Raw genomic sequence first — 18,199 nt, 5'->3', positions numbered from 1 at the left:
TTATTGAAGCTATACTGTAATAGTGTGAGTATGGATTTTTATGAAAAGTTTTTTACCAACAATTTAATTTTATTAAATTTAAATTGTTTAGTGGCTTAGGCTAATGTAGGTTTGAATCATAGTTAAGCGATAAATGAATATCTTTTACTGACACAACAAGGAGAATATCGACCCGTATTTCAACAAGCGTTTAATGGAAATTATGGAGGCGCCATGGAACAAGACGACAGAAAGTTGTTTGTACTGGATACCAATGTATTACTACATGAACCTTTAGCCATTTATTCATTTAAAGAGCACGATGTAGTTGTCCCGATGACCGTTCTGGAAGAGCTGGATCAGATTAAGGACAGAAAACGAGATGTAAGTCGAGATGCTCGAGTGGCGATCAGAGCATTAGAGGATATTCTCGGAGGAACCACGACCCCAGAGGAGATAGTTCAAGGGGTAAAGCTACCAAGGCGTGAAGATCATGGTGATGTTTCAGGATCTCTGGCCATCTTCCCTGACCATCAACTTGAGATGACACAAGCATCCCTTCCCGGGGATAATAACGATAATCGCATCATCAATACCGCGCTACACCTACAAAAAATCCACTACCCCCGTACCGTTGTCTTAGTGACCAAAGATATCAATATGCGCTTAAAAGCCAAAGGTGCAGGTATATTAGTGGTTGAAGATTATCGTACGGATCAACTTATCGACGATATTCGTTTCCTAACCAAAGGTTTTCACCAATTCGACGGTAACTTTTGGGACCGTAAAGAACATGTGAACACTGAAACTCAAGGGCGTCATACCGTGCATACGGTGCCTATTGCAGAGGTCGGGGATGAGAACTTTTACGTCAATCAATATCTGATGGATAAGGATTCCAATTTCTGTGGTCGTGTAACAGAGAAAACGGACACAGATCTGCACCTGCTAGATCTAGGTAAAGACAGGTTATTGAATCTAGATGCTTGGGGGATCCGTCCTAAGAATATCTATCAAGGTATGGCAATGCAGGCTCTGCTAGATCCGGACATTGATTTGGTGATTTTAACGGGTCCTGCGGGGTGTGGTAAAACGCTGTTAGCGATAGCTGCAGCGCTTGAGATGGTGGTTGAACGTGGACTCTACGATAAGATTATCGTGACCCGTAACACGCCTGAAATTGCTGAGTCCATCGGATTTTTACCTGGCACCGAAGAGGAGAAGATGGCGCCTTGGCTTGCGGCGATCACCGACACCTTAGAGGTATTGCATAAAAATGATGTTAATCCTAGTGGCAGCATGAACTACATCATGGATAAGGCCAATATTCAGTTTAAGTCGATTAACTTTATGCGGGGTCGATCTATTCAGAACTCAGTGGTTATCCTCGATGAGTGTCAAAACCTGACAGCATCGCAGATTAAGACCATGATCACACGTATGGGAGAGGGAACTAAATTAATTTGTAGTGGTAATTTAGCTCAGATTGATACTAACTATCTCACCGCCGTCACGTCTGGCCTAACTTATATTGTCGAGCGGTTTAAAAACTTCGAAGGCAGTGCAAATATTTACCTCAATGGCGTGGTTCGCTCTCGTCTTGCTGAGTTTGCTGAAGAGAACCTGTAACTCTTTTTTGCTAAACGTTTCCTTTATTAGGCCTCTGACTTTCTATAAGTTGAGGTCTTTTTATTTCTCAAGCCACTTAGAGATACACAATTCAGTAATACCAATCAGTATAAAGATTTGATCGCTCAGCGAGAGTTTAGCGCTTCTGAGGCAAGGCAACGAGTGAAGAGCATAGTTATTCTACGGTTAAGCTCGTTAACACAGCATCAGAACCGCTAAAACTCGCCTGTAAGGAGTGTTTTTGGCTGCCTATTTCTGCGTTGAATGAACTCACAAGGGAACAACCATTCTGTCATCCATCCGCCTTGAATTAGCTTGCCAAAAAACACTCTGAGTAGATCAACTTCTTATACTGATTGGTATAATATCTCAAAGTGATAGCCTACTTTTTACTTTGTGGGATACATCTGTATCATTGTTATTTGGTTTGTAGTGCTTATGCCTAAGCTGTTTGGGTATTAAGTAAAGCAATTATTAACGCTTAAACAAACTGTATTCGGCTCATTTACTCCTACTGCTTGGTTAACCGCTAACAAGAGAATGTGTGTTCCATTCAGCTATCTTCCTGATACTATACTGGTATTGAATTTTATGATCTGGTCAGGGATGTGTCCAGGTGGTCTCGTGTTACTCAAGGGTCAAGAATGAAAGCGACTGAGCCGGATCTTCAACTGAAGTCACCGATACAGAAAAACTATAATCGGGCTGTTTTTTATACCTATATTGGTGTGATTATCATGGCCTTGATCACGGCTTGGTTTTACTTAGAGCGTGAAAAAAGTCAGCTGCTGAATAAGAGAGAAGAACAGGTCGAGCGCCACGTTATGCAGGTTGACCTCCTGTTAGAGTCCAGTATCCGCGCGGTCAAAAGTCTGCGTAATGTGGCTATCGATCACTTAAGGTTCGGTGAACTGGTGCGTACCGATAGGTTGCCCCAGTATGAAAAGTTCAATGAAAGTGGCCAATATTTTACCTTAGAACCCAATTATGCCAAGACAGGTGAGCCTTTTACTAATATGGGGCGGATCACTGGATCCGGTTCGCTCAATGGGCGCAGTGACAAATTCTATCAAGAGTTAGAGATGCTATTTGAGCTCTCGCTCTCTTTCCCCGTGGCGACTGAAGCAGCACCTAAGGCCTCCTCTATCTACTACATCTCAAAGCGAAGGATCATGTCCTACTATCCTTGGCCTGCAGATGAACAACGATTTCGTGAAGAACTGCTTAACAAGAATCAATTTCAGTTAGCCACGCCAGCAATGAACCCACAACGCAGTGTGTTTTGGAGTCCGGCCTATGTCGATCCTAATAGTAAAGAGCTATTAACCACTTTGGGTGTGCCTATCTACCTGCAAGATGAGTTTATCGGTTCGATTAATTTAGATATGACCTTGTCATCGTTGGCGAGACAAATCCGCCTCTATTTTAAGATGCCAGGCACTGTGATTTTGCTCGATCAAAAGAACAATATTCTCACTCATAGTGGTGATGACAGTACCGATATGGGACGTGTTTACCATATTAGTCAGAAGATCCCCTCTGAACTGCATTCGCTGCCCGAGTCGGAGTTGTTCGATGCCCATGAGGGGATCATTCGTAACGGTTACTATATCAATTCAGTCGCCTTACAAAATGTGCCTTGGCGACTCCTATATCTTCAAAGAGAAGATGATCTGTTTAAAGACTCTTGGGAAAAGTTGGAGCTGACATTTATTTTAGTGGTATTGGCACTGTCGGTGTTGGTGACCATTGTTCATTGGCAGACTCGTCGCTCCTTTGTCAATCCGGCATCTCAACTGCTGACACACCTCGAGGGCTGTTCACAAACGCCGAGAAAACCGCCAGAGAAGATGACCTTAGGTTGGGAACCTTGGTTTCAACTAGTGAGCCGGATTTTTGAAGAGAACCAGCAATATACCCGTCATTTAGCAGAACAGAATCGTCGTCTGGATAAGTTAGTTGCGCGGCGAACAGAGCGGCTTAAAGAAACCACCGAACGTCGTGAGCGCGAGTATGCACTATTACGGTCTTTGCTTGACTCTATTCCGGAAGCGATTGTGTTTAAGGATAAAGAGGGCAAATACCTGGGCTGTAACAAGTCGGCCGAACGTATGTTGGGTTATACCGAGAGTGAGATTATCGGTCAGGAGAGCATCAAGCTCACGTCCGAAGAGCAATCGGTGCGGATTAAGGCGGAAGATGAGCGAGTTCTGTCTGAGCGAACACCACTGCGTTATCAGGAGAAGGTCGAGTTAGCGGGTAAACCTGTTCTCTTAGATACACTCAAGATACCGTTTTATAATCGGCGTGGAGAACTATTGGGTTTGATTGCGGTGTGGCGCGATGTGACCCGTGAGTATGAGTCGGCTGAGCAGTTAAGATTGTCTGAAGAGCGTTATCATTTGGCGATGGATGCCGTTGAAGATGGTTTGTGGGATTGGTACCTCGACTCTGAACAGATCATCTGTAATCCGGCTTATTACTCAATGTTAGGTTATAAGAGTAATGAGTTTCCGGCATTGGTATCGACCATAGATGCATTGATCCATCCTGACGATCGACTTCGTGTTGAGGAGTATCGTGAGGAGTACCTTGCTGATCCCATCGGCGCTTTCGATATAGAGTTCCGCATGAAGGGTAAGAGTGGTGAATACCATTGGCTACTGTCCCGTGGACGAGTGGTTGAATTTACTGCCAATAATCAGCCTAAACGTATGGTAGGAACCCATAAGGATATAACCCGTCATAAGAGTAATGAAGTGGTGTTGCTCGAGGCGAAACAAGATGCAGAGTCGGCAAATCTGTACAAGAGTGAATTTTTGGCGAACATGAGTCATGAAATCCGCACGCCGATGAATGCAATTATTGGCATGTTGCAGTTAGCACAACGTACCTCGCTGACTCCTCAACAAGAGGATTATATTGATAAAGCAGGTTTCTCGGCTCAATCACTGCTGAGGATCATCAACGACATTCTTGATTTCTCCAAGATCGAAGCTGGCAAGTTGGAGTTAGAGCGCGTCTCTTTTCCATTAGATAAAGTGCTTGATCATGCTTTGGAACTCAATGCATTAAAGGCACAAGAGAAGGGCGTTGAACTGCTGCTTTATGCACCTGTAACAGCCGGTTTAATTCTAGAAGGGGATCCTTTGCGTCTGGGTCAGGTGCTGATCAATATGCTCTCTAACGCGGTTAAATTTACTCAAAGTGGTGAGATTGAGCTGGGATGTGAGGATGTTGGAGAACGGGATCATAGGATCACGCTAAAGTTTTGGGTACGCGATACCGGTATTGGAATAAGCAAGGAGCAGCAAGAGAACCTATTTGATGCGTTTTCACAGGCTGATGGTTCAACGACACGTAAATACGGTGGCACAGGTCTTGGCCTCTCTATCAGTAAACATTTAGTGTCAATGATGGGCGGCACCATGCAAGTGCAGAGTGAAATGGGAGAAGGGAGCACTTTCAGTTTCACTATTAGCTTTGGGATCGCCGAAGAAGCCGAAGTTAAACCTATGATCGTTCCTGCTAAATTAGGCAATCTTAAAACCTTGGTTGTGGATGATAACCCGACGGCACTACAGATTTATTCGACCATAATGCAAGGTTTTAAATTTGAAGTCGATACGGCTGCCAGTGGCTCCGAGGCGATTTATAAACTAAGTAAAAGTGCGGTTGATCTGTTGTTGCTTGACTGGATGATGCCTGAAATGGACGGTATTGCCGTGATCGAGGAGCTGGACCGCATGGTGGCCGATGGTCGTCTGGATAAACGGCCAATTATCATTATGATGACGGGTTATGCCGCAGAACCATTGAAGGAGGATGTCGAGAAGTCTGATATCTACGCCATGCTACAAAAGCCGTTTAAAGCATCAGCACTGTTTGACGAGATAATCTCAGCCTTTGTGGATAATAAGCCTAAGCTAAGTCCAGTGCCGGCGCTAATTACAGAGGCGTTGGATGAGGTCTCGGGACTCGTGCTGCTAGTAGAAGACAACTTTATTAATCAACAAGTGGCAACAGAGCTGTTAAAGAGTGCGGGTTATGAGGTTGATGTTGCTGATAATGGCCAAATTGCTTTAGATATGATTGAAGATAAACATTATGACGCCGTGTTGATGGATATTCAGATGCCCGTCATGGACGGCTTAACAGCGACGAGAGAGTTGCGTAAGTATTACAGTCAGTCAGAGCTTCCTGTTATTGCGATGACTGCCCATGCCATGTCTGGTGACAGAGAGAAAAGCTTAGCGGCGGGCATGAATGCGCATATCACGAAGCCGATAGTATTGAGCGAGTTGTTCGATACCTTAAGTTATTGGATCAAGAAGAAAGATGAAGCGAGCTAGCGGCTGATAAGTCAGTATCTAAATCGTTAATAGAGGGGAGTATTCTTAGGAATATCTTCCCTCTATTGTTTTAGAGAGCATGCAAATAATAGCACTTGAGACTGAGATGATTGCTGTTACCATGGAGCATATTAATGGGTGGTGTTTCACACTATCCAAGTGAATAATGTTATTTAAGAATGCAGCTGAAAACGACAATAAATAATCGAGCTGTGTGACCCTATTCAAGGAGATATAATGAAGTCCTATAATATTGCGCTGGCAGTTGCCCTGATGTCAGTGCCCGTAGTTAATGTCATCGCCGCGCCAGTCAATACCGCCACATTGATAAAAAAGAGCCAGGCGGCGACAGGTTTTTCTAATCTTTACTACGAGAATACTTCAGGGGATCTCTATCTTGAAGTGAACAAACTTAACCAGCCATTTTTACTGCTGACCAGTTTACCCCATGGTGTTGGATCCAATGACATCGGACTCGATCGTGGCCAGTTAGGCTATACCCGTTTAGTACAGTTTGAGCGCCACGGTCCTTACCTTATATTGAAACAACTCAACACTCAGTATCGGGCGAGTAGTGATAATAATGCAGAGCTTCGTGCCGTTAAAGAGGCCTTTGCTGAATCGGTATTGTGGCGCGGTAAGATTCTGGATGGCAAACGCCCCTTGGTGGCGATTAACGATCTGGTTATCAATGATCTGCACGGGATTTCATCGAGACTTGAAGAAACTAAACAGGGCAATTACACACTGGATGCAGAGCGATCCTTGATCATTCCTGAGGGAGTTAAATCATTTGAGCGCAATAGTGATGTTGATGTACTTCTCTCATTTAACAGTAAAAAAGCCGGCGATGATGTGGCTCAAGTAACCCCCGATGCTAATCATCTATCTGTTCGAGTGCGTTACTCGTTTATTCAGTTACCCGATGAAGGTTACATTCCACGGGACTATCACCCTATGAGTGGTTACCTCTCAGATGAATATTTGGATTACGGCACTCAGGTAAATGAAGACATTCGCCAACGTCACCTCTTGCGTCATCGTCTGCAAAAAGTCACGCCAGGTACAGCACCTAGTGAGGTGATTACCCCTATCACCTATTATCTGGATCCCGGTGTGCCAGAACCTATTCGCAGTGCATTGCTTGAAGGTGCTCGCTGGTGGGAAGAAGCATTTACTCAAGCGGGCTTCATCAATGGTTTTAAGGTTGAGCTATTACCTGAAGATGCCGATCCACAAGATGTGCGTTACAACATGATCCAATGGGTGCATCGTGCGACACGCGGTTGGTCTTATGGCAGCGCGGTTACCGATCCTAGGACGGGCGAGATCATCAAGGGTCATGTCACTTTAGGCAGTCAGCGTGTGCGGCAGGATCATCTGATAGCGCGTGGTTTGACCGCAGGATGGGAAGACAGAGCGGCAGCAGAAGAGGCGGCAATGAAGCTCTCTTTAGATCGAATTCGCCAACTTTCTGCTCATGAAGTGGGACACACGTTAGGCTTTGATCATAACTTTGCCGCATCGACAAATAATAACGCCTCTGTGATGGATTATCCTCATCCTCAAATAGCGTTAGTCGATGGTAACATTGATATCTCAGCCCCCTATAGCGTGGGTGTCGGTGCTTGGGATAAATATGTGGTTGAATATGGTTATGCTGAATATGCCGATGCCACAGAGGAGTCTACGCAACTTGCTGCTATGATGAAAAATGCCCAGAATAAAGGGTTACGTTATATTGGCGAAGCGGATTCTCGCGCCAAGAGTGCCAGTAATGCCTATGCAAGTTTGTGGGACAATGGCAGCGATCCCGTCGCTGAATTGGTTCGATTGGGACAGGTACGCGCTCAAGCGATAAACGATTTTTCTCATCTTGCCCTACTTAAGGATCAGCCCATCGGTGAGTTGAGTGATACTTTCGTGCCTATCTATCTGCTGACTCGTTACCAGATAGAGGCTGCTGCTAAATTTATTGGTGGGACAGATTACAGTTATGGTGCAGGGGTAGATGGTGAGGCCTGGCACTACCTAGCGCCACAACTGCAACTCAATGCGCTAGAAGCACTATTAAAGACTTTATCTCCAGATCAGTTAGTGATATCGCAATCCTTGCAGGAGGCGTTAGTGCCTAAGTCGGGTAACTATCAAAACAGTCGTGAGAGCTTTGATTCTGGCCTCGGAGTTATCAATGATCCCTTGGGTATGGCTGAAGTATTGAGCCGACATACCTTAATTCAACTGTTTACACCCGAGCGTTTAAATCGTGTTAATCAAGCTTATCTGAATGATAAAGAACAAATCTCAGTGCCAGCTTTAGTGGATAAGTTGCTAGGGGCTACCCTGTATGAAGATATTCCGACAGGTGCAGCGCTCGGAGTCTGGATGCGAGTTAACACCGTCATCATTGATGAATTGCTGTCAGCCTATCACAACAAACAGACGCGTCCTGAAGTGAAAGCACAGTTAGCAGGCAGGTTAGCCGCCACACTCAAGCAGTTAAAGCGTAAGGTTAAACGTGTTAGCGCCTATGAGGCGGCACATTTTTCCTGGTTAGCTCAAGGTGTGGAAGATGGGATGAAAGATCCTAAGTTTACACTGCTCTCTGAGCCGTTAACCACGCCGCCAGGATCACCTATCTAAAGAAAGCACCACTCCTAGATCTTAGAGTCTAGGAGTTTGAGATTACAATCTAGCGCCTAAATTGTAGTCTCAAACTACTATCATAATCTCTGCGTAAAAATGCCAATCTCATCCCATTTGGTGAACTATTTTTATAGTTCAAAGTCATCGTAATCACATGTTTATATTATATTTTAATGTATTAACAATGTAACACTTTGTATGAAGTTCGACTTGTTTATTCACCATCGCCGTAAATTGCGTTAAGCTGTTGTTAATAATTTGTGGCCAATAAGATTGGAGTTTTATATGAAGTTGTTAACCAGCGTGACCTTATCAGTAGTACTTGCCTTTGCTTCTACATCTGTTTTGGCAGAAAGGCCTGATTTTTCTAAAACAGTGGCAGCGCAAGCGAGCTATGACTTTTCTCAAAACAAACCCGCTTCAGGTAATCAGTTAGCTCAATCATCTGGCCAACACGATTTTTCTAAAACGGCAGCGGCGAGCAATGAATATCAATTTCAAAAAAATCAGCCAGCTGAACTTTACAAGATTAGTTCACCTTCAACTCAACATGATTTTTCAAAGACTTCATCATTAAAGCACGGCAGTTGATTTAAGCTGAAAGCCATTAATATGTAAACACATTCTATGACAAAGCACGTTAACAAAAGGGCCAAACATTACAATGTTTGGCCCTTTTCTGTATTTAATTAATATCAATATTATTTTTCAGCTTTATCAGCGATAGCTCCCTGCCTATAAGCATCGATGACACCGACTAGCCAAGAGATGACCAGCACTGAGGTGGCGATATTATTATAAAGCGCTTGTTCGGCTGCAGGTTGTTGGGTAATAAGTGGATAGATGGCACTGAGATCTAACGGGATCTGCCCGCTGACTATTTTATCTGAGATATCTTGGGCGCGTGAGACGGCTTGGGTTAGCAGATAGAGCAAGGCGCCAAGGGTCACGGTAGAGAGTAGGGTGCCGGTGTTATAACGTTTCAGATAAAAGTGACCGCCGCCGGGACAGACAAAAGCGGAGATGAGGGCGGCTTTGGTTGCTTTATTCATTGAGCATCCAGTTTGCTAGAGAACATTTGGTGGTTATTCTAGATCAATTCTGCGGCTTGCTGTGTTTTTAAGTGAAAATAGTAAGAAGAGAACCCGATCCATCTCTGGATCGGGACTGCCGGGAAGCAATTTGGGGTTTATCTGGTGACTAATTCTATGTCTGAGTTCCTTCCTTACCCAAATAGGGGATACGGAACGCTAAGGTATAGGTCACAGGCAGCACGATTAAAGTCAGTACTGAAGCGAAGCCTAAGCCGAAGATAATGGTGATTGCCATAGAGCCAAAAAAGGCATCGGACAAAAGTGGCACCATGCCGAGCATAGTGGTGATAGCAGCCATCAGCACAGGTCGAACACGACTCACTGATGAGTCAACTACGGCCCGATAGGGATCCTTGCCGCTACTTAACTCCAGATTTATCTGATCCACCAGTACGATGCCATTCTTGATAATCATGCCCGTTAAACTGAGTAAACCGAGCAGCGCCATAAAGCTGAAAGGGGCATCAAAAATCAATAAGCCACATACGACTCCGATTAAGGCTAAGGGCACCGTAAACCAGATAACCAGAGGCTGACGAATGGAATTAAACAGCAGCACTGTGATTAAGAACATCGCCAGATAGCCCATAGGAATGGAGCTAAATACCGAAACCTGGGCTTCTCCTGCTGTCTCGTATTCGCCACCCCACTCGAATTCATAACCCGTTGGCAGCGGAATGGCTTCGATGTCGGCTCTTACTTTTCTGAACACCGAATCGGCCGTCTCATCTGTGCCGTTGATCGGATCGGCATATACGGCCAGCATACGTTTCCTGTCGCGGCGCATGATAAGCGGATTTTCCCACTCGGTACTGAATTCTGAGACCACCTGAGTCGCCGGAACAAATACACTGTTTTCTGAGCTCCACACCTGCAGTTTCCACAGGCTGTCAGCATCGAGGCGTTCTTCGGCCGGCGCTCTGGCTATGATAGGCATTAGGTGGCTGTTCTCACGATAGACACCTATCTGCTTACCACTGAAATTAACCAGGAGGGAGTTATCGAGATCTTGTTTGCTGATCCCGGTTTCACGGGCTTGAGCCAGTGCCAGTTGTGGACGGATCAGAGGAACCTGATTACGCCAGTTATGCCTTACGCCTACGGCTGTAGGCTCTGCATCTAAGATCGCCTTAGCTTGAGTAGCAAGTTGACGTAGTACCACAGGATCTTCACCGAAGAAGCGGGCCTCTATTTTTGCCGCGGGGCTGGGACCATTCTCCATATATTTGAAACGATATTCGGCTTCAGGATACGTGAGGCTTAATTCCCTCTCTAGTGTGCGCATATATCGATCTAAACTGGTGAGATCTGTCATCTCGATCAGTAACTGACCATAGGAACTGTAGCCTTTCTCGGGTACATAGGAGAGTACAAATCTTTGTGAGCCTTGACCTATTACGCTGGTGAGATTAACTAAACCAATATTATGACTCGCCTCTTGCTGTAAAAGATCCTTCTCTATTCGACTGAGAAGAGCTTCTGTTGCTTTAATATCTGTGCCCTCTGGCATCCATACATCCACGAAGAACATCGGCGTGTTTGAGGCTGGAAAGAAGACATTTTTTACGTAGCCAAAGCCCATTACCGAGGTAAACAGCGCCGCGATAACGACGAGTAAAGTAATGGCGCGAAAACGCATCGCAACATTTAAGCTAGTGCGGTAGAACTGGAAAATTAAGCCCTTATACGGATCCTCATTCTCATCACCGCTGACTTCGCCATCTTTAAACATCAAATGGCAGAAGAAGGGAGTTAAGGTCATCGCTGTGATCCAGCTAATAAAGAGGGAGATCAATAAGACCTGAAATAACGAAACACAGAATTCACCTGTGGCAGTATCTGATAAGCCGATGGGCGCGAAGGCTAGAATGGCGATAACAGTGGCACCAAGTAGTGGCCATTGAGTCTGCGACACGACTTGCTTCGAGGTCTCAAGTCTGCTCTGGCCGCGCTTAATGCCAATGAGTATGCCTTCGGTCACCACGATGGCGTTGTCGACCAGCATACCTAGGGCGATGATCAGTGCACCTAAAGAGATGATCTGCAGCTCAATATTGAGCACTTTCATCATGATAAAGGTGCCTAATATGGTCAATAGCAATACCAGACCCATCAACAGACCAGCGCGCACACCCATAAATATCAACAGCACGACGATCACTATACCAATAGACTCGGCGAGGTTGATTAAGAAGCCTGCGATGGTCTGATCCACCATCTTGCTCTGATCGTAGACAGTGTTGAGATGTATCCCTATAGGACGCTCGTTATCGAGTTGTACTAGCTTTTCATTGATGGCTACGCCGACATCGACCACGTTAACGCCGCTGGAAAATGAGATACCTACTGATAGGGCTGATTGGCCATTACCATGGTAAATATTGGTTGGGGTCTCGTCGTTGTCTTTATAGATGCTGGCAATATCACCAAGATAGATCAGTTTTGTGCTGCCTGGCGTGCTGATCAGTAGACGCTCCATCTGCGCTACTTGATTAAATTCACCTGTGGGGTGGATACGAATGCGGTTATCGCCCACGCGAATACTGCCGGCGTTGGAGACCACGTTTTGGCTATTGATCAGGCTATAGATATAGTCTTGATCTAGGCCCAACGCATTGAGTTTCTGCTGGGATATCTCGACCACGACCTGCTGGATAATTTTGCCAGCAATGGTGACTTTTTTCACGCCATCGACAAGCACAAGTTCGCGCCTGAGAAAATCGGCATAATTTTGCAACTCTCGGCTAGTGTAACCATCGCCGGAGACGTTAAGCAAAATGCCATACACATCGCCAAAATCATCTATCACAGACGGCGTCGCCACCCCAGGAGGCAACTCGCCTAGTTTGTCGTTGACCTTACGGCGGACCTCGTCCCACACTTGAGGTAGCTCGTCTGCACCGTAATAATCGTGAACTTCTATTTCTATCTGAGATAAGCCGGCACTGTTAATCGAGGTAATATGTTTAATAGCATCGAGTTGCTGTAGCGCATCTTCCAGAGGGAGGGTAACCTCCTCTTCGACCTGTTCCGGTGAGGCACCAGGGTAGGCGGTAACCACGAGTGCCTGTTTGAGGGTGAACTCAGGGAATTCGAGCTGACCCAGCCCAAGAAACGAGATGCTGCCACCGACTAACAACAGTAGGGCAAACATCCAACTGACGACCTTGTGTTTTATGGCATATTCGGCAAAGTTCATCGATTAAACTCCACGCTGCCAACGTAGCGGTTTTACCGCCTGATCCACTGAGAGGTATTGCACTCCGGCCACAACCACTTTATCGCCAACCTGAATCCCTTGGACTATTTCAATCCCTTCAGTGGTCACCTTGCCTAAAATCACTTGAGTCGGAGTCACGGTTCCCTTGTCATCGTGATAGAGCCAGACGATATCTTTACCATCTACATCTCGTTTCATAATCGCGCTGACGGGCAGGGTTGCCGTCTTAATTGCTTGATCGGACATGGCGATATCTAAAGTAAGTTCGGCGCTCATCCCCGGAAGGATCTTAATTTGTGTTGGTTGAGGCAAAGTAAACACCACCTCATAGCTTTGGGTGCCAGGCGTCACCTGAGTTGCATGTTCTTTTAAGCTAACGGGGTAACTTTTAGTGGGTTGATTTGCAAAACGCACCTGCGGCAGAGAGTTTGTGTGTGGGTTAAACATGGTCACGCTGCTGGCCAGTGATTCAGGTACCTGAATCACCACATCAATGTTACGATCTTTTTGTAATAACAAGATAGCTTGGTTAGCTTGTACCATCTGATAGTTGTCGATAGATATCTTAGCAACAGTCCCTGTGTATGGCGCTTTTAACTGGGTATAACTTAATTGGTCTTGTGCATTGGCCAGAGCCGCCTTGGCAGACTTAAGTTGAGCCTTGGCAAGATCGTAGTCCGCCTGTGAGATTAACGTACGGCGTAATAACTCGCCTTTACGTTTAAAATCGGCATTTGCCAGTTCATAATCAGCTTCACGGTTGAGCAAAGTATTACGTGCATCTCTGTCGTCGATACGCGCCAACAACTCACCTTTTTTGACCGATTGTCCCTCAACCAGCGAAAACTCAACCAGATGTCCTGGCACTCTAAAGGCGAGATCTGCTTGCTTGGCTGCAGCCACTTTGGCCGGAAAGGTACGCATGGAGGTGGAATTGATGTCGGTAATTTCAAGTAACTTCACTGGCCTGATTACGTTAGACGTAACCTCAGCAGATTCGGTGCTGCATCCTGCCAAAATGGCGGTACTAATCAATATTGGGAGTATTTTGGTCAGGCGTTTCATAAACCGAATTCCGTATTTGTGACAAATTGTAATAAAGGTTGCCAAGATAACAGCATCTTATATTGAATAAAATGGGATGATATGGAATCATTGGTTCCATAAAGTGGGACTATTAAACTTGCTTGTTAAAATTAGGTGTGAGCATAGTGTCTGTTGCTGGCGAGTTTAGTTGTTTTATTGAACTAACATATTAATTAGCGAGAAGCCATTGAGCCATTACCAGAGAGCGTTATGAAAACTGAAGATATTGCCCTATTTCATCGTATTGTAGAAACAGGTAGCCTAGTTGAAGCGGCGGATCTGTTAAATCTGCCCAAATCCACAGTGAGTCGTCGTTTGCAATCCCTTGAGGACGATTTGAGTATAAAACTGTTTCATCGTCAAAGCCGCTCTATGACATTAACGGCTTCAGGGAGTCACTTCTACGATAAGACCTTGTCGATTCTTGGTGATCTTGAGCAGACCATGGTGGAGTTAACTGACACTGAAGCCGAGATCGGCGGGCACTTACGTATTCATATTTTTCCCGTTCCTGAGCTGCTTGATATTGCTAATGGTATTTTCGAATTTATGGATCATAACCCTGAGCTTACGGTCGAATTGATTGTTAGCACAGAGCAGCAAGATATGATCCGCAATAATATCGATCTTGCCTTTATGGTAGAAGATTCATTTAACGAAAATGAGATGGTGGCTCGAGAAATGCTGACAGAGAAGCTGCATTTTGTCGCTAGCCCAGAATATCTGGCTAAGGCTGGGACGCCAATGCTGCCAGAAGATCTTGAGAAGCATAATTCTATCCTGTTTCGTTACCCTAATGGGCGTATTTTCAATGAAGTTCCCTTTGGCAATGACATGACTATAGGTGTGAAAGGTAACCTGTGTCTCAACAGTATTCAGCTCTGTTTAGAGGCGAGTTTAAAAGGTCGTGGAATTGCGTTTTTACCCATAGAAGTGACCCGAGAATTTGTCGAGACAGGGGAGTTAACCATGCTGTTTGCAGATGTGGAACCTTACCTCGGCAAGTGCTATTTGGTTTATCCCTCAAGACGTTTTATCAGTTTAGCCAGTCAGCGATTTATCGATCATATGATGAGCGCACTTGAAAACTGTAATGCAGGTAAAGGCTGTGGTCGTGAGGAGCGGTTACGTGGCTCTATCAAGTCTTGGATTTAATCTGGTGTCACGATAAGGCCAAGTGGTGCCAGTAGTTGTTCCTGCTGCCACTGGTTTATCATCACCCCTTCAAGCTTCACATTGCGAGGGTCAAGCCCATCAAGCTCGACACGGTATAAGTTACAGCCAGATAATTCAAAGGTGCCCCACTGGGATTGGGAAAATTCTCCACCACTGAGAGCTGAGCCCTTCATCGAAGATCCCAATAAGTTAGCACCGCGCCAACAATTGTCCATCAGCTCACACTTCTCCATCAGCTCACACTTCTCCAGCAGGGCTCCTTCGAAGTTAATATACCCAAGTTACTTGGAAATGCAGGATTCAGTGGGAATTTAATGCGCTTTAGGCAAGATATTGATTGTAGGTAATGGTTGTTCCCTTAGCAAAATCAATAACGCAGAATAAAGTGCATTAAAACCCATCAACGAAGGCTTTACGCAAGCCCACTTCGTCGTTGTATTAGCTTAACAGGGAGCAACCATTCTAATACTAATACGCCTAGAATTGAACTCGCGCAAGACCTCTGAAACGAGCGTTTCCAGGTAGTTTGGGTATATAAGCCAGATTACAGGCGGTAATATAGACTGAGCAGAAGAAAGTCTTGTGGGTGATATGGTTGGCAAAACTGGCTTGGCCAAAATCGGCTCCCTGCAGATTGCACTCTCGCAGCTCAATGCCAAAGCACTTTGCTCCAGTAAAGCTGGCCATGCTCAAGTTGCACTGTTTAAAACTGGCAGTCCTCAAAGATTGCATCTTATATACCCAAACTACTTCAAAATGCAGGATTCAGCATGTCGAGAAGTGACAGAGTTCAAGGCATGAAATAGTAGGACTAGTTATTCTAATTCAATATTTCATAACACAGAAGCATGTTGCTTCTCGCCATGCCCTTCGGGAATTCCCGTAGAATCCCTGCACTGCGTTAGTGATATCGACAAGGGAATAACCATTATCCTCAATCACTGCCTTGTTCAGCTATCCTACGGGAGCTCTGAAACGAGCATCATGAGGTTGCTTGGGTATTGTTCATCTTCGTTGAAGCTGGTTTCGCTGAAGATTCTATTACTGGCGTGCATAAGGTTTCCTTGCTGTGTTGACGGTTTTTGGTTGGTGGATAAGCCGTTTTTATGCCAATGATGGTTCGATTTTTGCTGGCTCTGAGATTTTGGTTGCCAATATATAACAGGCAATGCCGAGGAAGGTATTGGTAATAGGCAGTGCTAGGAGCAAGCCTTTGACGCCCCCTAAATAGGAGCCTAATGCGGCCAATGGCAACATCACTAAGAACAGACGACATACATTGAGCACCAGTGAACACATGGGTCTGTGGTAAGCGTTGAGTGACGTCGCCAACAAAATGACTACGCCCAGTGGGCCATAAGCGGCGGGCAACATAATAATATAGAAGGTTAACCACTCGATCACCTGAGGATCGCTACTGAAAAGCTGGGCAATTGATCCGGCAAAGAAATACAGTGGCAAATAAAGCAAGGTCTGAAAAATCAGTACAAATTTAAGTGATAACAGCAACGCTTCACGGGCTCGCTCGGTTTGGCCAGCGCCCAAATTTTGTGCAATAAACGGCACTAAGCTAGACGAGAGGGCCATCACCACAACTAGCAGTACCGACTCCAAGCGTGTGCCCGCGCCAAAGGCGGCAACTGCACCATGATCGATACGCGCCAACATAGCCATAATGACGGCATTGGCAAGGGGGTTCATTAAGTTCATCATGGCGGCAGGTTGAGCAATATGAGCGAGCTTTTTCCAGTTATATCTAAGTCGAGTGATATTGAAGCCTGCAAATTCCACTAAGTGACGTTTAAGTATTAACAGATAACTCGATAGTGATAACGCGACTGCCCAAGAGATAACCGTGGCAATGGCCGCGCCTTGAATCTCTAAGCGTGGAAAGGGCCCTATGCCAAAAATAAGTAGAGGATCTAAAATCAAATTAATCAGCGCGGCTAACATCATTATTTTAGCTGGAGACTTAGTATCCCCCGTGGCGCGAAGGCCTTGATTGCCCACCATTAGAATAACCAACAGTGGTGCCCCCAAATACCAGATAAACATATAGTCATGGATGAGAGGCAAACTCGAGTCATTGGCACCGAGCAAGCTAAATAGTGGCTCGATACACAGGCTTCCCAACAGGGATATAAAGGCGGTTAAGAAGAAGGTCAGCAGTAAAGAGTCATGCAGAAACACCTTAGCCTTAGGTGCTTGCCCGCCGCCGATAAGCCGGCCTAAATTGGTCGACACTCCAGCACCTATGCCGATGGCAATACTTGAAATGACTAACGTAATAGGGAAAGTAAAGCTAATCGCCGCGAGAGACTCAGTCCCTAACTGACTGATGAAAAATGTGTCGACAAGACTGAACCCTAGAATGGTCAAAATACCAATCAGGTTCGGTAGGCTCATATTTAGCAGTACACGACCAATTGGCTGAGTAAGCAACCCGTGTCTGTCTCTCATGTGAAAGTCTTGTCTTATTACTGAAGGGGGGGCAATTCTATCAGGATTGAAGCGGCATTTATAAAATCGAGTTAAAAAAAATGGATTTTTTTTTGTAAAGGCCTTGGTTCTGAAACAGATGACCCCCATATATCGAACATCAAGCAGTAAAAATCAGCGTATTTTTTTACTGTATTTATTAAAACTTGCCAACCTTTTGTTGGGCAAACAAATCATTAGGAGCATCCATAGATGAATATTCGTCCATTACATGACCGTGTCATAGTTAAGCGTTCTGAAGTTGAATCAAAGTCAGCGGGTGGTATCGTACTTACTGGTAGTGCTGCTGAGCAATCGACTCGTGGTGAAGTACTTGCTGTAGGCAATGGCCGAATTCTTGAAAATGGTTCTGTGCAGCCACTTGACGTAAAAGTGGGCGACATCGTTATCTTCAATGAAGGTTACGGCGTGAAGAAAGAAAAAATTGATGGTGAAGAAGTTCTGATCCTTTCAGAATCTGATCTAATGGCTGTAGTGAGCTAAATCACTTCGTTTAGAGATTTTTCCAATATCTGGAG

Annotated in this window: 10 protein-coding genes and 2 pseudogenes; 6 read left to right on the top strand and 6 right to left on the bottom strand. The window is 45.2% G+C overall.

What is annotated here, in order from left to right; genetic code table 11:
• The first annotated feature begins 213 nt into the window (after nt 1–213).
• The 4 genes from HWQ47_RS24415 to HWQ47_RS24400 all read left to right on the top strand — a co-directional run bounded on the left by HWQ47_RS24415 (nt 214) and on the right by HWQ47_RS24400 (nt 9,197).
• A complete protein-coding gene (locus tag HWQ47_RS24415) occupies nt 214–1,608 on the top strand; it encodes a PhoH family protein (protein ID WP_269968568.1) in 1,395 nt (464 codons plus the stop codon).
• Between the two features lie 644 nt (nt 1,609–2,252).
• Nucleotides 2,253–5,960, top strand: a complete 3,708-nt coding sequence (locus HWQ47_RS24410) for a response regulator (protein ID WP_269968567.1) — start codon at nt 2,253–2,255, stop codon at nt 5,958–5,960.
• A 237-nt stretch (nt 5,961–6,197) separates the two neighbouring features.
• Nucleotides 6,198–8,603 (top strand): zinc-dependent metalloprotease, encoded by a 2,406-nt coding sequence (locus tag HWQ47_RS24405; RefSeq protein ID WP_269968566.1) that lies wholly within the window; start codon nt 6,198–6,200, stop codon nt 8,601–8,603.
• Nucleotides 8,604–8,891: 288 nt separating this feature from the next.
• Nucleotides 8,892–9,197, top strand: coding sequence for a hypothetical protein (locus tag HWQ47_RS24400; RefSeq protein WP_269968565.1), 306 nt, complete (start codon nt 8,892–8,894; stop codon nt 9,195–9,197).
• Between the two features lie 110 nt (nt 9,198–9,307).
• Here the strand turns inward: HWQ47_RS24400 and HWQ47_RS24395 are convergent, their stop codons facing one another.
• The 3 genes from HWQ47_RS24395 to HWQ47_RS24385 all read right to left on the bottom strand — a co-directional run bounded on the left by HWQ47_RS24395 (nt 9,308) and on the right by HWQ47_RS24385 (nt 13,985).
• Nucleotides 9,308–9,658 (bottom strand): DUF6677 family protein, encoded by a 351-nt coding sequence (locus tag HWQ47_RS24395; RefSeq protein ID WP_269968564.1) that lies wholly within the window; start codon nt 9,656–9,658, stop codon nt 9,308–9,310.
• A gap of 154 nt (nt 9,659–9,812) precedes the next feature.
• On the bottom strand, nt 9,813–12,899 hold the full coding sequence (locus HWQ47_RS24390) for an efflux RND transporter permease subunit (RefSeq protein WP_269968563.1): 3,087 nt from the start codon (nt 12,897–12,899) through the stop codon (nt 9,813–9,815).
• 3 nt (nt 12,900–12,902) lie between these two features.
• Nucleotides 12,903–13,985: an efflux RND transporter periplasmic adaptor subunit gene (locus tag HWQ47_RS24385; RefSeq protein ID WP_269968562.1), complete on the bottom strand. Its 1,083-nt coding sequence runs from the start codon at nt 13,983–13,985 to the stop codon at nt 12,903–12,905.
• A 231-nt stretch (nt 13,986–14,216) separates the two neighbouring features.
• Between HWQ47_RS24385 and HWQ47_RS24380 the strand changes: the two genes are divergently transcribed.
• On the top strand, nt 14,217–15,161 hold the full coding sequence (locus HWQ47_RS24380) for a LysR family transcriptional regulator (protein WP_269968561.1): 945 nt from the start codon (nt 14,217–14,219) through the stop codon (nt 15,159–15,161).
• Here HWQ47_RS24380 and HWQ47_RS24375 read toward each other — a convergent pair.
• The 3 genes and pseudogenes from HWQ47_RS24375 to HWQ47_RS24365 all read right to left on the bottom strand — a co-directional run.
• A pseudogene (locus HWQ47_RS24375) lies at nt 15,158–15,463 on the bottom strand (pentapeptide repeat-containing protein); the annotation flags it as partial. The gene HWQ47_RS24380 and the pseudogene HWQ47_RS24375 sit on opposite strands and share 4 nt — an antisense overlap.
• A 253-nt stretch (nt 15,464–15,716) precedes the next feature.
• A pseudogene (locus HWQ47_RS24370) lies at nt 15,717–15,905 on the bottom strand (pentapeptide repeat-containing protein); the annotation flags it as partial.
• 381 nt (nt 15,906–16,286) lie between these two features.
• Nucleotides 16,287–17,642, bottom strand: coding sequence for an MATE family efflux transporter (locus HWQ47_RS24365; protein ID WP_269968560.1), 1,356 nt, complete (start codon nt 17,640–17,642; stop codon nt 16,287–16,289).
• 231 nt (nt 17,643–17,873) lie between these two features.
• Here HWQ47_RS24365 and HWQ47_RS24360 point away from each other — a divergent pair, with 231 nt between their 5' ends.
• Nucleotides 17,874–18,164 carry a co-chaperone GroES gene (locus HWQ47_RS24360; protein ID WP_143563013.1) on the top strand — a complete coding sequence of 97 codons (291 nt, stop codon included), beginning with the start codon at nt 17,874–17,876 and terminating at the stop codon, nt 18,162–18,164.
• Nucleotides 18,165–18,199 lie beyond the last annotated feature (35 nt).

Source organism: Shewanella sp. MTB7, assembly GCF_027571385.1.
Lineage (GTDB): Bacteria > Pseudomonadota > Gammaproteobacteria > Enterobacterales > Shewanellaceae > Shewanella.
This window is presented reverse-complemented; position numbering and strand designations above follow the sequence as displayed.